Annotated in this window: 13 protein-coding genes; 3 read left to right on the top strand and 10 right to left on the bottom strand. The window is 70.6% G+C overall.

From position 1 onward, the window contains the following. Positions 1-5: 5 nt before the first annotated feature. The 7 genes from SPOPO_RS0123160 to SPOPO_RS0123190 form a co-directional block, all read right to left on the bottom strand. A complete protein-coding gene (locus tag SPOPO_RS0123160; RefSeq protein WP_019877525.1) occupies positions 6-800 on the bottom strand; it encodes an alpha/beta hydrolase in 795 nt (264 codons plus the stop codon). Continuing rightward, a complete protein-coding gene (locus SPOPO_RS31250; RefSeq protein WP_019877526.1) occupies positions 797-1,660 on the bottom strand; it encodes an alpha/beta fold hydrolase in 864 nt (287 codons plus the stop codon). Before SPOPO_RS31250 ends, SPOPO_RS0123160 begins: the two co-directional genes overlap by 4 nt. A 10-nt stretch (positions 1,661-1,670) precedes the next feature. Further along, positions 1,671-3,107 (bottom strand): wax ester/triacylglycerol synthase domain-containing protein, encoded by a 1,437-nt coding sequence (locus SPOPO_RS31255; RefSeq protein WP_019877527.1) that lies wholly within the window; start codon positions 3,105-3,107, stop codon positions 1,671-1,673. Continuing rightward, positions 3,104-4,588, bottom strand: a complete 1,485-nt coding sequence (locus tag SPOPO_RS0123175; protein WP_019877528.1) for an HAD-IB family hydrolase — start codon at positions 4,586-4,588, stop codon at positions 3,104-3,106. Before SPOPO_RS0123175 ends, SPOPO_RS31255 begins: the two co-directional genes overlap by 4 nt. After that, a complete protein-coding gene (locus tag SPOPO_RS0123180; protein ID WP_019877530.1) occupies positions 4,585-6,864 on the bottom strand; it encodes a glycerol-3-phosphate 1-O-acyltransferase in 2,280 nt (759 codons plus the stop codon). The genes SPOPO_RS0123175 and SPOPO_RS0123180 overlap by 4 nt, the downstream gene beginning before the upstream one ends. A gap of 42 nt (positions 6,865-6,906) precedes the next feature. Next, positions 6,907-7,512 (bottom strand): NADPH-dependent FMN reductase, encoded by a 606-nt coding sequence (locus SPOPO_RS0123185; RefSeq protein ID WP_019877531.1) that lies wholly within the window; start codon positions 7,510-7,512, stop codon positions 6,907-6,909. 185 nt (positions 7,513-7,697) lie between these two features. After that, positions 7,698-8,666, bottom strand: a complete 969-nt coding sequence (locus tag SPOPO_RS0123190; protein WP_019877532.1) for an ester cyclase — start codon at positions 8,664-8,666, stop codon at positions 7,698-7,700. Between the two features lie 586 nt (positions 8,667-9,252). Between SPOPO_RS0123190 and SPOPO_RS0123195 the strand changes: the two genes are divergently transcribed. Next, on the top strand, positions 9,253-10,467 hold the full coding sequence (locus SPOPO_RS0123195) for a hypothetical protein (RefSeq protein ID WP_156870173.1): 1,215 nt from the start codon (positions 9,253-9,255) through the stop codon (positions 10,465-10,467). Here the strand turns inward: SPOPO_RS0123195 and SPOPO_RS0123200 are convergent. The 3 genes from SPOPO_RS0123200 to SPOPO_RS0123210 form a co-directional block, all read right to left on the bottom strand. Continuing rightward, positions 10,448-11,386, bottom strand: coding sequence for a phosphate acyltransferase (locus SPOPO_RS0123200; protein WP_019877534.1), 939 nt, complete (start codon positions 11,384-11,386; stop codon positions 10,448-10,450). The genes SPOPO_RS0123195 and SPOPO_RS0123200 overlap by 20 nt on opposite strands. After that, positions 11,383-13,200: an acyclic terpene utilization AtuA family protein gene (locus SPOPO_RS0123205; protein ID WP_019877536.1), complete on the bottom strand. Its 1,818-nt coding sequence runs from the start codon at positions 13,198-13,200 to the stop codon at positions 11,383-11,385. Before SPOPO_RS0123205 ends, SPOPO_RS0123200 begins: the two co-directional genes overlap by 4 nt. Before the next feature lie 136 nt (positions 13,201-13,336). After that, the gene (locus tag SPOPO_RS0123210; protein ID WP_019877537.1) at positions 13,337-14,221 is read right to left on the bottom strand and encodes a hypothetical protein; all 885 of its coding nucleotides are present in this window, start codon (positions 14,219-14,221) and stop codon (positions 13,337-13,339) included. Between the two features lie 107 nt (positions 14,222-14,328). On the opposite strand from SPOPO_RS0123210, the gene SPOPO_RS31260 reads away from it, so the two are divergent. Together SPOPO_RS31260 and SPOPO_RS35970 are read left to right on the top strand one after the other, a co-directional pair. Next, a complete protein-coding gene (locus tag SPOPO_RS31260; RefSeq protein WP_019877538.1) occupies positions 14,329-15,450 on the top strand; it encodes a helix-turn-helix transcriptional regulator in 1,122 nt (373 codons plus the stop codon). Beyond that, entirely contained in the window at positions 15,447-16,589 is a 1,143-nt protein-coding gene (locus SPOPO_RS35970; RefSeq protein WP_019877539.1) for a helix-turn-helix transcriptional regulator, read from the top strand. The genes SPOPO_RS31260 and SPOPO_RS35970 overlap by 4 nt, the downstream gene beginning before the upstream one ends. The last annotated feature ends 3 nt before the right edge of the window (positions 16,590-16,592 follow it).

A 16,592-nucleotide genomic window follows, 5' to 3' on the forward strand; every position in this document is an offset into this window, starting at 1 on the left:
GGGCGTCAGGCGACGCGGGCGACGAAGGCCGCGACCTCGTCGAGAACCTCGCCCTTGTTGGTCTCGTTGAAGACCTCGTGCGCGGCGCCCGGGTACGAGCGGGCGACCAGGTCGTTGCCGGCGACCTTCTCGACGAGGACCTTCGCCGACGGGTAGTCGGCGAGCTGGTCGGCCTCGCCGTGCACCCACAGCACCGGGAGCGAGAGCACCGGGCCGGCGGCGACGGCCTCGACGGCGGCGAACATGCCGACGAACGACTCCTTGATCAACGGGCCGTGGTAGACCAGCGGGTCCGCCGCGTAGGCCTCGCCCACGGCGGGGTCGCGCGAGAGCGCGGCCGGGTCGATGGGGATGTCCGGCAGGACCTCCATGTCGAGCAGCGGCGCCATCGCCGGGTTGCCGAGGAACGGGCCGGAGACGACGAGCCCGGTCAGCGCCGAGCCGTACCGCTGGGCGTAGCGCAGCGACATCAGCCCGCCCATCGAGTGGCCGATGAGCACCAGCGGCAGGCCGGGGTTCTCCTCGGCGGCGCGCGCCACGACCAGGTTCAGGTCGTCCGCCATCGCCTCCACGTCGTCCACGACCGCCCGCGGGCCGTCGGACCGGCCGTGGCCCCGGTGGTCCGGGGCGTACACGACGGCCCCGTCGGCGACCAGGCGGTCGATGACGTGCGCGTACCGGCCGGAGTGCTCACCGAAGCCGTGCGCGATCACGACGACGCGCTGTGCCGTGGCCGGCGTCGCCTGGCGGACGACGAGCTTGCCCTGGGAGCCGGTGAGCTCGAAGTCGGTGGAAGTCATTCGGCGGGTTCCTCCGTCGCACGTGGGGTGATTGGTGGGGTGGTGGGTGGGGTGGTGGGATGGTCGACGCGATCGGTGAACTCCAGGATCGTGCGGGTCACCAACGCGGGGTCGTCGTACATGGGCACGTGCCCGATGCCCGGCATCGTGAGGAACTCCGCGCCGGGCAGGATCTCCCGCCACGGCGCGCCGTAGCGCTTGTACGGGATCGTGCGGTCGCGCTCGGCCCACACGATGCGGACGGGGCAGTCGGCCGCGATCGCGAGCTCGCGGGTCGGGCCGGTCTGCCGAAGCGAGGCGAGCAGGCCGTCGAGCATCGTGCAGGCCTGCAGGTCCTCGTTCATGCCGGCGAGGTCCTCAGCCGGGATGAGGTCGCCGCGCAGCATCGCGGAGCGCAGCAGCACCTTCCGGGTACGCGGCTTCGCCATCAGGCGGGCGACGGACTTCCGATGCGCGGTCGCCTTCGCCACCTTGAGCAGCGTCCCGATCCGGCGCAGGTCGCGCTCGGAGGTGTACGTGCCCGCCGGCGAGAACGCGACGACGGACCGCCCGCGGCCGCGGGCCGCCATCTCCAGCGCGAGCCAGCCACCCAGGGAGTTGCCGACCAGATGGGCGCGGGAGATCCCCGCCTTGTCCATCCGGTTCTCCATGTCGTCCGCGATGACGCGGATGCCGTTGGGGCCGGCCGCGAGCTCCGGGCCGCCCCGGTGTCCGATCAGCGTCGGGACGAACAGCGCATGCCGCTGCTCGAGCGTCGGGATCACCGGGCGCCAGATGCGCCAGGACCCGTTGATGCCGTGGAAGAGCACCATCGGGGTCCCGGTGCCGCCCACGTAGGCATCGGTCAACGGCTCGCTCATCGCCGCCCTCCTAGCGCGCCAGCACCGGCGGCGGGTTGTCGCCGCCGACCCGCAGCACCTCGTCGAACCCGCCCACGAGCGAGCGGACGAAGGTCTCCGGGTCGGTGAACGACGCCGCGTCGTAGTTGACGCCGACGCACGCGACCGGGCCGTGCGTCGCGAGGGTGATCATCGCGGGACACCCCGGCAGCGGGGCGTACCCGTACAACCGCTCCACGCGCACCCCGGCGAGGTGGACCTCGACCCGGGGACCGGGGACGTTGCTCGCCTGGAGGTCGTTCGCCCTCGTCATGCCGCCCGCGATCTGGGCGATGACGCCCGCGGGGAGCCGGGCGATCGCCGGGGCGATCACGCTGAGGTTGTTTCGCGCCGGCTCAGCGCGGGCGCGGCGCACCTGGTCCCCGATCTCGAGCATCCGCTTCGCGGGGTCGACGATCTCCATCGGTCCGGCGAGGCGGGCGCTGGCGATCTCGTTGCCGCCGTTCGCGGCCTCCGCGGGACGCAGCGACATCGGGATGGCGATCGGCACCGGCTGCGGGGGCACCCCCATCGCCTCGTGGTAGAGCCGGTACCCGCCGAGCAGGGCGGCGAGGTAGGCGTCGTTGATCGAGGCGCCGACGGTCTTCGCGGCCGCGCGCAGCGCGGCGAAGTCGACGTCCAGCGCGGCGAAGCGCCAGTTGGTGCTCCGCTCCGCCAGCAGCGGGGACGGTTCCGCCGCGGGCGGCGAGAGCACCCGCTTGAGCGAGGACGTGTAACGCACCGAGGAGCGGACCGACTCCGGCGGGTTCGACAGCGCCCGCAGCGCGGTGCTGCCGGCCTTGCGCAGGACGTCCGGCGTCCCGAGCGCGCCCTCGACCGCGTGCGCCCGCAGGGCGTCCAGGGGCGTCATCACTTTGTTCGGACGGGGCGTCAGTTCCGGCCCCACCGGGGTCTCCAGCCCGGCCGGCGGGTGCAGGTACGTCAGCAGCTTCATGATCCCGAGACCGTCGGAGATCGAGTGGTGCAGCTTCAGGACGTACGCGGACTTGCCGTCGGGCATGCCCTCGTAGAGCACGGCCTCCCACGGTGGGCGCGCCCGATCGAAGCCACGCATCGCCGCCTTCTCGGCGGCGGCGAGCAGGCCCGCCCAGCCCGCGTCGTCGGGCAGACGCGTCCGGCGCAAGTGGTAGTGCAGGTCGAAGTTGGGGTCCTCGGCCCATCGCGGCGGCGCCAGCCCCATCGGCGGGGACACGACGCGGTGCCGCAGGCGCGGGATCAGCCGGGTCAGGCGGTGGTGCGTCTCGACCACCGCGTTCCAGTTCGGCGTGCCGTCGAGCAGCTCGATCCCGACGCAGGTCGACCGAACCGGGGAGGCGTCCTCGACCCGCCACATGAGCGCCTCGAAGGCGTTCATCACGTCGCTGCCGCCGCCCCACTCGGCGCTCGCCATGGGGGCTTCGGTGGTCACGGCGTCGCCTTTCCGGCGCCGTCGGTCACCGACTCGGGAGCGGAGGGCCGGCCCGGCCAGTGCGCGAGCGTGTGCAGCCAGTCGTTGCGGATCGCCTCGGCGTGCGCGCTGACGTCCTCGGCCTTCCAGTCGGTGGTCTCGACCGGTGGGAGCACGACGACCTCGATGACACCGGACCGCACGGTCTGAGAACCCCGCCACATGACCTCGTTCTGACCCTTCATCACCATCGAGACGATGGGGACGCCGGCCTGCATCGCCATGTGGAAGGCGCCCTTCTTGAAAGGGCCGAGACGGGGCGTGGGCGAGCGGGTTCCCTCCGGGGACAGGACGATCGACAGGCCGCTGCGCAGCTTCTCGACGGCCGGCGCCAGCGCCGCCTTCGGGTCCTGAACGTTGCCGCGGTCGATGAAGGCCACGTCGGCGATCTGGAACAGCTGGCCGAAGCCCGGGATGTTCTTCGCCTCCTTCTTCGCCACGCCCGTGTAGCTCTGGCGCACCAGCTTCATCGCGACGACCGCGTCGATGTTGCTCTGGTGGTTGAAGATGAAGACCGCCGGCCGGTGCGACCACAGGTGCTCGGCGCCGGAGATGACCTTCACCTCCACGCCGGCGAGCGCGAAGCCGAGGTCGGTGCCGATCGTCGAGGTGATGTCGATGACCTGTGTCCGCTTGCGGTTGAGCAGACCGGCGCCGAGGCCGGCGACGAAGGCCCCCGCGAAGGCGCCGTAGAACGCGCCGGTGCGGGCGACGTCGACGACACCCGGCCGCTTCCCGCGCGGCACGCAGTCGAGCACCGGCCAGCCGCGTCGCTCGGCCTCCTCGCGCAGCCCCTTGTCGGGCGCGACGGCGGTGGGGTGCGCGACCGCCGAGAGGAACGGGACGTCCTCGTCGCCGTTGCTGTACGCGAACGACCGCGTCAGGTCGATGCCCTTGGCGCGGGCGAGATCGACGACGGCGTTGGCCTTCTGACTCCCCCACAGCGGGGTGCCCCCGGTACGGCCGGTGAGCACACCGTCGACCGACTCGAGCGGGGTGCAGAGCACGTGGTCGGCACCGATCGCCTCGGCCATCGGTTCGACTTGGAACCGTGTCGCCGAGGAGGCGAGCACGATCGTGTGCCCCATGGCGCGGTGGGCCTCGACCAGTTCCCAGATCTCGGTGTGGAGCTTGCCGGCGATCTCCGAGACGAAGAGCTTCTGACCGAGCTTGGTCATGTCCTCCTCGGTCTTGCCGCTCCACGCCCCGAGGGAGAGCTCGAGCAGCGCAGCGAAGTCCTCCTCGGTGTGAATGCCGCGCACCGCGGTCCACAGCGTCCTGGCCAGCTCCTGCGGACCGATGTCGAGGTCCTTGAAGCGCTGGTTGTAGAAGGTCGTCGCCGAGTAGCCCGTGATCAGCGTGCCGTCGTAGTCGAAGAACGCGCCGATCTCCGGTCCGCGGGGCGAGGAGAAGACGTCCGCGAGCAGCTTGTCCAGCGTCATCCCAGCACCTCTTCGAGCAGGTCAGCCTCGAGCCGGTCGATCCGGCCGAGCCGTTCGAGGACGTCGGTCACCTCGGCGAGATAGTCGTGCCGGGCGGCCTGCACGGCCTCGTCCTCGCCGGATCCCGGGGCCGCCGTCTCCAGCAGCCCGCGGTGCCGGGCCAGGCGGAGCGCCGACGAGTAGAGCTCGCGCGACACGGAGTCCGCGCGGTGCAAGCGCCCGCGCAGCAGCATCTGCTGCCCGAGGCCGAGGCACTCCTCCAGGAACGGGCCGGTCACGACCTCGGCGGCCGGGTCGCGTTCGGCGAGCGCGGTCGCGACGACCAGCTGAGCGTCGAAGAACGACCGCAGCGCGCGGTGGGCGACGAGCAGACGCGAGGAGGACAGGATCTTCGCGCCGCCGTCGGGCCCGTCCTGGTTCTCCCAGTTCGGGTCGAGCAACTGAAGCTCTTTCACCACGTCGGCGCGGAACTGCTCGCTCGGCGGGAAGAAGAACTCGAACTTGAGCAGGTCGCGCATGCGCTGCGCCTCGGCCCACGCCTCGGCGATGGAGGATTCGCACACCGGCTTGGCCGAGACCTCGAGCAGGGCGAGCTCGACGATCGCGCGCGTGACCAGGTGGTGCAGCGCGCCGTTGCGGTAGAAGGCGGCGACTCGATGCTGCCCGGCCTGGATCGACCACACCGGCTCGGGGCCACCGGTGAACACCGTCGCGACACCGACGGCGACCAGCTGGTCGAGCGCGGCGCGCAGACCGGCCTGCTCGCGGAGGGAGTGCGGCGACGCGGGGTCGCTGTCGGTCCGTGGGATCCCCCGGGCGTCGAGGTAGTCGAGCAGCGGAGCCAGCACGCGACCGACCTCGGCGAGGGTCAGCGCCCGGTCGTGGCTGCCGAGCAGCGTGAACGTCATCAGTGCCGACGACGTCACCGGCGTCGCCCGGTTGATGCCGTCGCAGATGCGGAAGGCGACCTTGTCCAGCTGGGCAGGGCCCTCCCCCGCCTCGTCGAGCGCGGAGCGGAGCGAGAACGGCTCACCGAAGCGGATCCAGGCGTTGCCGCTCATCCGCTGCTGGCCGCGCACGTACCGCGCGAGCCACCGCGTGCTCTCGGCCGCCTTGGCGGCGCCGCCCTGCTCGGCGTCCAGCGCGCGCACCTCGGCCATGTGGTCGTAGACGATCGAGACCGGGACCATCGCGACGTCCTCGGTCCGTTCGTCCTGCAGCGCGCGGACGAGGTAGGCGAGCAGGCCCATCTTCGGCGGCCGCAGCTTGCCGGTCCGGGTGCGGCCGCCCTCGATGTACCACTCGAGGTTGAACTTCTTGGCCGTCAGATACCCGAGGTACTCACGCAACGCGAACTTGTAGATGGCGTCGCCGGCGGCGTCGGTGTCCGCGCGACGGATGAAGATGACGCCCGCCCGCTTGCCGAGCGGCCCGATCGGCCAGAACGACATGTTGTTGCCACCGAGCAGGTGGTTGCGCGGGAAGTCCTGCTCGTGAAGCACTTCGGCCAGCACCAGCGGGTCGACGTAGGACCGGTGCGCCGGGAGGAAGACCAGCGCCTGCTCCTTGTTCATCGCACGCAGGCGTTCGAGGTTCGAGGTGTCGACCTGCACCTTCCAGGCCCGCGAGTGCATGGGCGACAGGACGGTGCGGAAGGCGTCGATCGCCGCCGGGCTCTGCACGGTGACGAGCTCGTTGAGGCACTCGCGCAGGTCGGCGAGCACGTCGGCCTCGGGGCGGTCGAGCTGCTTCGCGAGCTCGGCCGCCTTGGCCCGGAAGCGCGACGACGCGGTGATCTGCTCGACCACCTGGCGCGGGACCTTGTAGCGGTCACCGATCAGGCGGCGCTCCGCCCGGTCGACGGCCACCGTGGCCACCCGGCTCACGTACGTCGCGAACGACGACGCGTTGCCGGTCTCCTCGGCGAACCGGGCGCGCAGGTCACCGACCGTCGCGGGCTCGCCGCGGACGACGCCGGCCCGGCCCGGGGAGTTGCGCATGAGCACCTTCTGCAGCGGGCCCGGTGGGCGGCGCGGCGAGAGGTGCGCGAGCAGCTCGGAGGGCCGGCGCGACGAGGACGCCGTCGAGACCCAGGTGACCCGGACGGGCACCAGCAGGGTGTCGTCGGACAGGTCGTCGAAGCTCGCGTCGGAGTCGAGGTCGCGAATCGGGGCGCCGCGGTGATTCGCGGCGACCCACTCGCGGATCAGCTGCTGTTCGGTCCGTGTGCGCCCCTGCGCCAGCACGACGACCGGGACATCCGGGGGGACGCTCACCGAGGCTCCTGTCGACGGGCCACCGGCCGGGACCGGCCGTGGTCAGACCGTACCGGCCACTGCCAGGTCCGTGACCAGCCCCGCCTTGCGCAGCTTGGCAAACTCGACGACCTGCTTGGCCACGGTCTCCAGGCCGAACTTGGCTCGCTCGTCGATGCAGGCGCCGTCGCCGTCGAAGATCTTCTCCGTCGCGTTGATGGTGGCGCCGAACGGGCTCGGCCACCCGCGCAGCGCGTGCACGGTCGTGCGCAGGCTCTGCAGCGTCGAGACCGTGGCCTGCCAGCCGTAGGACACGGCGATGCAGCCCACCGGGACGCCGTCGAGGTACACCCGCTCGTCGGCGTTCGTGTCCTCCAGGTAGTCGAGGACGTTCTTGATCATCCCCGACATCGTCCCGTGGTAGCCGGGCGAGGCAATGATCAGCGCGTCGGCCGCCCGGGCCGCGGCGACGAACCGCTGGGCCTCCGGGGTCCGGTCCGGCGTCTCCGTGTCGTAGATGGGGAGCATCAGGTCGCGGCTGACGATCAGGTCGACCACCGCGCCCTCGGCCTCCGCGGCCGCGGCACTGACCCGCACCGCCTTCTCCGAACTCGAGTTCGGGCGCGTCGAGCCCCCGATGCAGAGCACCCGGATCGGGCTTTCGGTCATGCCACTCGCCTCCTTGTCCCGGTCGCGCCGCAAATCAACACCGGCGCAGACGCTCAACCTATCGGGCGTCTACGCCGGTGCCCACGCCTGTTCGTTGCAGCGGGACAGAGATCGGGAGGCGCAGCCGGCCGCCGCACGACTGCCCCGGTCGCGCCTCCCGTCGTTTCCCGAGAAGAGTCCGAGCGTCAGCCGCCCAGGCTCGCAACGAAGGCCTCCATGTCGAAGTCGGCCTCCCAGTAGTGCGGACGCAGGATCGGCACACCGAGTTCGACGAAGATGGTGTTGTCCTCCCAGATCGTGGACTCGAGCAGGATCCGCCCCTCGGAGTCGAACTCGTGGAAGGTCGACCCGATCGTGGTCAGGGTCTTGCCGCCGGTCGGGAGGCCCCGGAACGTGGTGGCGCCCTCGATGGTGACCGTCCAGTGCGTCAGCTGGTGCCCGTTGCCCTCGAACACCTCGCGAGGCGTGAACGTGTAGGTTCCGTTCTCCTTGCTGGAGATGCCGCCGAGCGCGTTCGCGAGCATGTCGCTGTCCGTGACCGTGTCCTGCTCGTGGTCGTCGACCACGGTCCACTCCAGGGTGAACCAGTCCGAGTACATGGCGCGCAACGCGGCGAGATCGTTGCCGAGCGCGTCGCACCAACGCTGGGCGTGCTCCATGCCCGAGCCCGCGCGGGTGAACGTGCCACCCTCCGGCGAAGCGATCGAGGTCTTGCCGGTCAGGCTCTTGGTCGGGCTGACCGGGCCGACCGCGCGCAGCACCGCCGCGGCGTCCCACCAGGACGACTCGCGGACGATCAGGCCCTGCTCGTTGTACTGGTGGAACGTGTGGCCCTGGGTACCGAACGGCTTGCCCGCGACGTCCAGGCCCAGGAAGGAGCCGGCGTGCTCCGGGAACCACTCCCAGCGCAGCAGCCCCGACCGGCGGTCGCCGGTGTACGAGCGGATCCGGAAGTTGTGGATCCCGACGCCGTTCTCCGGGTCCTTGTTCGCGTACGGGGCGAAATTGCGCAGCAGGTCGCCGTAGTCGGTGATGTTGTGCTGGTCGAGCATGACGTCTTCGAAGACGAACCCATCGCGGTCGTACAGAGCACAGACCTTCTCCGCGCTCTCACGAAAGGCCTTCAGCCACTCGATCCCGAAGTTGTAGTGCACGTCGAGGTCCCTCCGGTTGGGGTGATCGCGTGGAACGCGGACGGCGTCCTCACGTTTATCGTCATTAACGCTAACGTGGGTCCCCCGAGTGGCGCAAGCGCAGGAGACGGATCTCGTGGAGTTAATTGCGATTCAGCAGCGGCCAGCCGCCTGGACACGTGATCTCGCGCCGGCGTCGATCGGTGGTCGCGATGCCGCGGGGGCCCGCGCAGCCACGGGGAACAAGCCGGCGCTCCACGAGCGGCTCGGAACGGAGAAGGCCGTCGGGTCGGTTCCCGTCCCGGTGGAACCGACCCGACGGCACGCGGGGAGTTCGAAGCCTCCGCATGCGGTCGCGGCTTCTCCGGCTCACCATCCCCAGTGCGCCGGCTCCCCGTCGGGCCCGGTGCGGCTGACATCCGCGATGGGCACCGTCGAAGGGGGTGGGCAGCGGGACCCTCCCGGGGGACAGGTTACTGACGGCCAAACACAGCTGACAAGGTAGAAGAGCCGGCGTTCGGCGCCGACCCCGATGCGAACCGCGTCGTTAGACTTCAGGGCCCCTCCGGGGCGCCCAGCCCAGGACCCCTCGCAGGATGCGGAGATCATGGCTCGTCGACCCGGCCGGGTGACCGGTAAAGCCGCCCGGCGCAACCGCTGGTACAGCAAGCGGCGCAATCAGTGGATCGCGGCGGTGGTCGCGCTCGTCGTCCTGTGCGCGGGCGGGGTCGCCCTGGCCCTGAGCGGCTCGGACGACGAAGAGGGGACCCCCGGCGACCGCTGGAAGGGCGAGGTCGTCGGCGACTTCGCGGGGATGTCCCAGGGTGCCGTCGGCTACCTCCAGACGATCAACAACTGGCGGACGGGCAAGGCCGACGAGAAGGCGGTCGACGCGGCGGCGGACCTCGCCCTGCGCCAGTTCCTGGACTCGCGCGCCCTACTCGCCGAGCGCAAGCCGTTCCCCCGGGCTCCCCGCGCGCTGGACAACTACCGGGACGCGGTCGAGCTCTACATCGCCCACGCTCGACTCGCGAAGCTGGGTGCCGCGCTCCGGGGGAAGGACGAGGAGCAGCTCAACCGGCAGGTGCAGCTGATCATGGGCCGGCTCCGCTATGTCGCCGACCGCCTCTACGACCTCGGCAGCGACGAGCTCGAGCCCTTCGTCACCGCTGAGCAGGAGGTCCCCGGCTTCGAGTACTCCCGCGCCGTGGACGTGCCCTCGTTCGCCGGGACCGACCTCGCGCCCGGCCCGCCGCTGGCCCAAGCTCAGCCGGGGGTCCCGCAGAACCGCGAGTACCAGAACGAGCGGCCCGAGGACACGGCCGAGACGTGGAAGGCCGCGGTCGAGGCAGCGAAGATCCCGACCATCGAGGCCGAGGTGAAGGCCATCGCCGACGGATCGTCCGAGGACCTGGACCGGCTTGCCAAGGAGCTCACCGCCGCCTCCGACGCCCTCTACGCCGCTCCGGACCCGCAGGACGAACGCGAGCTCAACACCCGGGTGATGCTCGGCCTGCTCACCCAGGCCGAGGCGATGCGCGTGGCGCAGGTCAGCCGACTGGTCCCGGCGAAGCTTCGGACCGAGGCCACCGAGATCACCCAGATCCTGGCGCTGCTCGGCAACGACATGTGGGACGACGCCCGGCTCGGCGACCGCGACCCCGGCTACCCGCGGACGCTGCTCTCCGAGCGTCCCAAGGTCGCCCCGCCGGAGATTCCCGAGGGGACGCTCCCGCCGAGCCCGGAATCGAGCCCGGAAGCCAGCCCGGAAGCCAGCCCGGAAGCCAGCCCGGAGCCGAGCGCTACGCCGGTCGCCGGATAGCGGCGGCCTGGAGCGCGGTGACGCAGGCGAGGTCCACGATCTCGTCGGCGTTCGCGCCGCGCGACAGGTCGTTCATCGGGAGTGCGAGGCCCTGCAGCACGGGGCCGACCGCGACCGCCCCGCCGAGACGGGCGACGAGCTTGTAGGCGATGTTGCCGGCGTCGAGGTCCGGGAAGACCAGGACGTTCGCGGCACCGGCGACGGAGCTCCCCGGGGCCTTGGCGGCACCGACGACGGCGTCGAGGGCGGCGTCGCCCTGGAGCTCGCCGTCGATCGCGAGGTCGGGCCGCCGCTCCCCCGCGAGCGCGCAGGCCCGGCGGACCTTCTCGACCCGGGCGTGCTCCGCGCTGCCCTTGGTGGAGAAGCTGAGCAGCGCCACCCGCGCCGGCTCACCGAGCAGGGCTTCGGCACTCGCGGCGCTCGCGATCGCGATGTCGGCGAGTTGCTCGGCGGTCGGGTCGGGGACGACGCCACAGTCGGAGAAGACGACCGTCCGGGGGCCGCCGGCAGCGTGCGGGCATTCCATGAGGAAGAAGCTGGAGACGGTCGAGACGCCCGGCGCGGGCCCGATGCCCCGGAGCGCGGCGCGCACGGTCGCCGCGGTCGTCGCCACGGCACCGGCAGCGGCTCCGTCGGCGAGACCGGCCCGGACCATCAGCGCACCGACGAGGAGCGGGTCGTCGAGCTCGGCGGCCGCGTCCTCGGCGGAGACACCGCGGGCGGTGCGGCGCTCGACATGACCCGGCGTCAGGTCGGGTCGGACCTGCTCCCGCAGTTCGGCGGTCAGCAACACCGGCGTGCCGAGACCGTCCCCGAAAGTCTTGGCGGCGGCCTGGACGCGCGGGTCGTCCGCCTCGCAGAAGACGATCCGTGCGGGCCGGGCCGCAGCACCGGCCCGCAGGTGCTCCGAGAGCGTCACGCGGCGGTGGCCACCAGCGCGGCCGGGACGGTGACCTCCATGGAAAGCAGGTACTGGGAGAAGGTCTTGCCCTGGGCGTCGAAGCGCAGGGAGTTCGCGCCGCCGCCGCCGAGGCTCTCGTGGAGCAGGAAGTTCAGGGCGAGCAGGTTGGGCAGTTCGAAGCGCTCGACCTCGCCGTAGCAGATGTCCTTGAACTGCTGCTTGACCACCTCGGCGGTGATGTTGGCCTTGATCCAGTGGTAGATCTCGGGGCTGCGGGCGCGGATGCCGACGTTGCCGGTGTCGCCCTTGTCCCCGGAGCGGCCGATGCACAGCTGCAGAAGCGGGACGGTGATGGTCTCGCCCTCGGCGGAAAGCTCCTCGAGCGGGCGGGCACTGTCGGCCGGGGTGGGCTTGTGCAGCGGGGCCACCGGGACGCGGACGTCGGTGTAGGCGGCGGCGGAGGAGGAGACCGGTTCGGTGACCCCGTCCACGGTGACGGTGGCCTTGACCGCGTCCCGGGAGATCAGCGCGGGCCAGTGGGCCACGACCTCGGCCACGCGGGGGCGGCCCTGATCGGCCGGGACGGTCATGCCGGGCAGGGCCTGGAGCATGACGCCGACGACCATGGGGGCGAAGTGCGCCTCGATCTTGGCCTTGTCCCGGTCGCGGACACCGAACTGGATCAGGACCTCACTGGGCTCGGTCGCGGTCAGCGAGGGGTGGGAGGCGTCCCAGCCGATGAACTGGGTCGAGGCCTCCTCATACAGGTCCTGACCGCCCGCGGCGTGCCAGAACACCTCGGCGACCTTGTTCGCCTTGCGCAGCGTGTCCGGACCCGAGAGCAGCAACCGCCCCACCGAGCGGTACCCGTCGGAGTAGGACACGGCGACCTTGAGCAACTCGGGCGGCGGGGCGCCCACGATCCCGGAGACGCGGACCCGGTCCGGGCCCTCCTGGGTCAACTCGATCGAGTCGAAACGGGCGATGCAGTCCGGGGACAGGTACGCCGGGCCGCCCATCTCATACAGCAGCTGCTCCGAAACGGTGTGCACGGACACCAGGCCACCGGTGCCGGGGTGCTTGGTCACCACGAACTCACCGCTGGGGTAGACCTCGACCAGCGGGTAACCCATGTTGCGGTGGTCCGGGACCAGGTGCCAGTCAGTGAAGTTCCCACCCGTGCACTGGCAGCCGCACTCGATGATGTGCCCGGCCACCACACCGGCGGCGAGCTTGTCCCAGTCATCGGGGGCCCAGCCGAAGCGGTGGATCATCGGCGCCATCGCCACCGAGGTGTCAGTCACCCGACCGGCCACGATCACGTTCGCGCCCAGCTCCAACGCCCGCACGATCGCCGGCGCCCCGATGTAGACGTTCGCCGAGGACACCGCGTCCCGCACGTCCGAGAGCGGCCGGCCGGTCTCCATGTTCGTCAGAACCTGACCCGAGGCCAGCAGGTCGTCCAGGTCGGAGTACAGGTCATCACCGGACACCACACCGAGCTGAACCTTGTCCCGAACCCCGAGCTCCTCGGCGAGCTTCTCCACCGCCGCCGCACACGCATGCGGGTTCACCCCACCGGCGTTCGCGATGATCGTGACGCCCTTGTCCATGCACGGCACCAGCACATCCCGCAGCTGGGTCAGGAAGTCCCCCGCGTACCCCAGCTCCGGGCGCTTGGCCTTCTGCTTCTGCAGAATCGCCATCGTCACCTCGGCCAGGTAATCCATGACCAGGTAGTCGATCGGACCACCCTCCACCTGACGCCGGGCCGCCGTGGGGTCATCCCCCCAGAACCCGCCACAGTTGGCAATGACGATCTTCTCGGTCACGGGAACCTCCGGGTGAGACGGTGTCCGGCCCAGTTAACCACAGTTAACGTGCGCCGCCGGATGGAGCTTCTGGGAGCTTAAACACATCCGCCCGCCGGCGAGAAAGCCGGCGGGCGAACGTACCAACTATCGGTCGTCAGACGACGGGGGCGGCGATCTGCTCGATACGACTCGTCGGCGAGAGCGACGGCGCCCGGCCCTCGAGCTCGGCGAGCCGCTGGACCGCGAACAGCGCCTGGCTAGTCCAGTACAGGCCGGCCGCCGCGAGGCCGATGCTGACCGGAGCCATGGCCCACATGACCGCGGTCGAGGGGTTCGGAGCGTTCATCGCCACCAGCGTCGGGAATCCGGCGCCCAGGCACTCGAAGGCGAAGTTCGCCGGGAACACCAGAAAGACGATCAGGTTGTGCTGCCACTTGGTGGCCCGCAGCTTGATCACCGCGCACAGCACCGCGAAGCCGGTGATCTGCGCGCACTCCATGAAGGCGATGAACAGCGGGTAGTTGAGGAAGCGCATCGGCGCCTCCCCGTAGTAGGTGTACAGGCCAGAGTTCACCGCGATGGTCTCGAACAGCGCCGTCGTGAATGCGGTCAGCGCCGCGTACTGGTAAATCTTCTTGAGCGTCACACCGCCGGCGAACGTGCGGTACAGGAGGACCGCCGGCAACGCGAACACGACGACGTAGGCCGGCATCACCCAGACCGGCTGCGGCAAGCCGAAGGACGTGAAGAGCGTCCACTGCGGTCCGTTGCCCTCGGGATCCGCGCCGAGCCAGTGCAGGTGGTACGTGATGTCGTAGATGGGCTCGAAGATGCTGCCCGCGGCGACGGCCAGGACGATGAACACAGGAAGCGGCGAGCGCTCCTGGCGGCCGATCCGGGCGGCGTAGATGAGCAGGGCGATCGTGCCCGCCCACAGGCCGACGGTGGCGATGGTCTGCATGACCTCGTTGAGGTCACGGGTGTAGGTCTCTGGCGCGGGGAGCGGGATCGGTCCCGCGTCGCCCTGGAATCGGATCATCGCTGCCTCTCTCCGGGTCGGGGCCCTTGAACGTTAATGCCCGTTATCGCGCTGAGGCGTCCTCCTGAAGTCGTAATCCCATGAGTCTTCGGGGATACTTCCGACGTATGGAGCCCCCACCGGCTGCGGCCGCCCTGAAGCTCGTTGGCCGGGTTCGAGTTCTGCTCGCGACGTCCGGTCGGTCGGACGCCGTCGAGGTCGTCGAGGCGGCCGCGGGCCTGGAGTCCACCGCCCAGCAGCTGGTCGCTCAGTTACGGGCCGCTAACCCCGCGGACCCGCAAACGGTCGCGGCCGCGGGGCGTGCCCTGACCGAGGTCACCCGGCTGCGGGCGCATCTGATCGAATCCACGGTGCAACGCCGGTTCGCCACCCTGCCGCGGATTCACGAGAGCCTGTCCCGCCTGCGGCGCATCGCCGACGTCCGGCACCTGCTGGAAGCCGCGGCCGAGGAGCTCGCCCGATGTTGCGACTTCGACCGCACGGTGATCTCACGCCGGCGTGGGTCGACCTGGCAGGCCGCAGCGATCTGGATCAGCCCAGAGGTCGATCCCCGCGTCGCCGCCGAGACCCGGGCATACCTGACACGGCAGTGGATTCCTCTGCGTCCGGGCACGTTGGAGAGCGACCTGGTGCACCGGCGGACCGCTGCGGTCATTTCAGCGACGGATCCGCGGGTCGATCGCGACCTGGTCGCCGCCACCTACAGCTCCGCCTACGTCGCATCTCCGGTGATGCCGAGCGGCGAGGTCATTGGGTTTCTCCAGGTGGACTGTTCGCTCGGTCGCCGAGTGTTGACGGAGGTCGACCGCGACAACCTCTGGACCTTCGCCGAGGGATTCGGCCTCATCTTCGAACACGTCGCACGCCTGGAGCGGCTGCAGGCGCAGCGAGAACGCGTGCACTCCGCCTTCGCCACGGCCGAGCAGGAACTTGCCGCGCTCAACTCCGCCGAGCTGATGCTCGTCGGCCGCGAATTGGAGTCACTCGGCGTCACTTCCGGCGCAGAAACGGCGAGTGACGCACCGTCGGACACTCCTCTCTCCCGCCGCGAACGCGAGGTGATGGAACTGATCGTCACCGGGGCGGGCAATTTGGAGATTGCGGAGCGCCTCTTCCTGTCCGAGGCGACGGTGAAGGCGCACGCGACTCGGATCTACCGCAAGCTCGGCGCGACCGGCCGCGCCGACGCCGTGGCTCGCTATCTGCGCCGCCTGCAAGGTACGACGTGAGCACCTCGGGCGATCCGGCCGAACGTCGGGCGGCGTTGATCTCCGCTGCCCACTCGCTGCACAATCGAGCCCGCGCGCTCCTCGGCAGCAGAGCAGACCCGGCGCGCCGACCGGACGAAGCCCCGGACCTCGAGTCACTGACCGAGACGTGCCTGGCCGCGCTCGGCTCCCCCGGCGCCGACGTCGTCGGTCTCGGCAGGGTCGTCGCAGATGCGCAACGAATAGCTCTGCTGCTCCGTGAGCACGACCTGGTCAGCGGAGTCTCCCGGCTGGCCAGGGCGGAGCAAGGCCTCGCCCGACTCCGCGCTTGCCCGTCCACCGCCACGCTCCTCGCCGAGGTGTGCCCCGAGGTGACCCGGAGCTGCGGATTCGCGCGCGTGCTGCTGTCCCGGGTGGAGGACGGCCGATGGCTCCCCTGGCAGGTCAACGATGCTGTCGCCGGTGAACCCTGGGTCGCTGCCTGGAGCATGAACTCCATCCCGCTGGACGAATCGATCCGCGAGACACAGCTCCTGCGTGAGCACAGAGCGGCGCTCGTGAACGATGTGACCGCACCCGACATCCACCCGATCATCCGCGAAGGGCGGTCCCACTCCTACGTCGTCGCCCCGATCGTGCCCGCCGGGCGGGTGCTCGGCTTTCTGCACGCCGACCACGAGGCGGAGAGCCGCGCCTGCGACGAGACGGATCGCGACATCCTCGGTCGCTTCGCGGAAGGGTTCGGCCATCTCTACGAGCGCACGGCCCTGCTCGAACAGATGCGCGCGCGGCGAGGACGCGTGCGCGAACTGCTCGCGTCCGTCGACCGGGCGCTGTTGGACCTGACCGAGGCCGAGCTCGAACTGGGGACGCCGACGTCAGCGACCGCGACGCCGGTTCGCGCACTTCGGGAGCCGCCGCCGGAACTCACACCACGGGAGACCGAGGTGCTCGAGCTGATCGTGGCCGGCGCCAGCAACCGCGAGATAGCGGCGCGACTGGTGGTGGGTGAGGGAACGGTCAAGACCCATGTGAAGCGCATCTTCGCCAAGCTCGGCAATCTGAACCGGGCTCAGGTGATTGCGCGTTACGCGGCAGCGGAGCCCCCGCGCGTAAACGCATCTGGCCGCCGACCCCGAGGGGTCGGCGGCCAGAGATGACCG

It is taken from the genome of Sporichthya polymorpha DSM 43042 (genome assembly GCF_000384115.1).
GTDB classification, from domain to species: Bacteria; Actinomycetota; Actinomycetes; order Sporichthyales; family Sporichthyaceae; genus Sporichthya; species Sporichthya polymorpha.

Excerpts from the sequence above, each read along its gene's own strand:
- SPOPO_RS0123160 (WP_019877525.1), bottom strand. The coding sequence starts at position 800 with ATGACTTCCACCGACTTCGAGCTCACCGGCTCCCAGGGCAAGCTCGTC.
- SPOPO_RS31250 (WP_019877526.1), bottom strand. The coding sequence starts at position 1,660 with ATGAGCGAGCCGTTGACCGATGCCTACGTGGGCGGCACCGGGACCCCG.
- SPOPO_RS0123175 (WP_019877528.1), bottom strand. The coding sequence starts at position 4,588 with ATGACGCTGGACAAGCTGCTCGCGGACGTCTTCTCCTCGCCCCGCGGA.
- SPOPO_RS0123185 (WP_019877531.1), bottom strand. The coding sequence starts at position 7,512 with ATGACCGAAAGCCCGATCCGGGTGCTCTGCATCGGGGGCTCGACGCGC.
- SPOPO_RS0123195 (WP_156870173.1), top strand. The coding sequence starts at position 9,253 with ATGGCTCGTCGACCCGGCCGGGTGACCGGTAAAGCCGCCCGGCGCAAC.
- SPOPO_RS0123210 (WP_019877537.1), bottom strand. The coding sequence starts at position 14,221 with ATGATCCGATTCCAGGGCGACGCGGGACCGATCCCGCTCCCCGCGCCA.
- SPOPO_RS31260 (WP_019877538.1), top strand. The coding sequence starts at position 14,329 with ATGGAGCCCCCACCGGCTGCGGCCGCCCTGAAGCTCGTTGGCCGGGTT.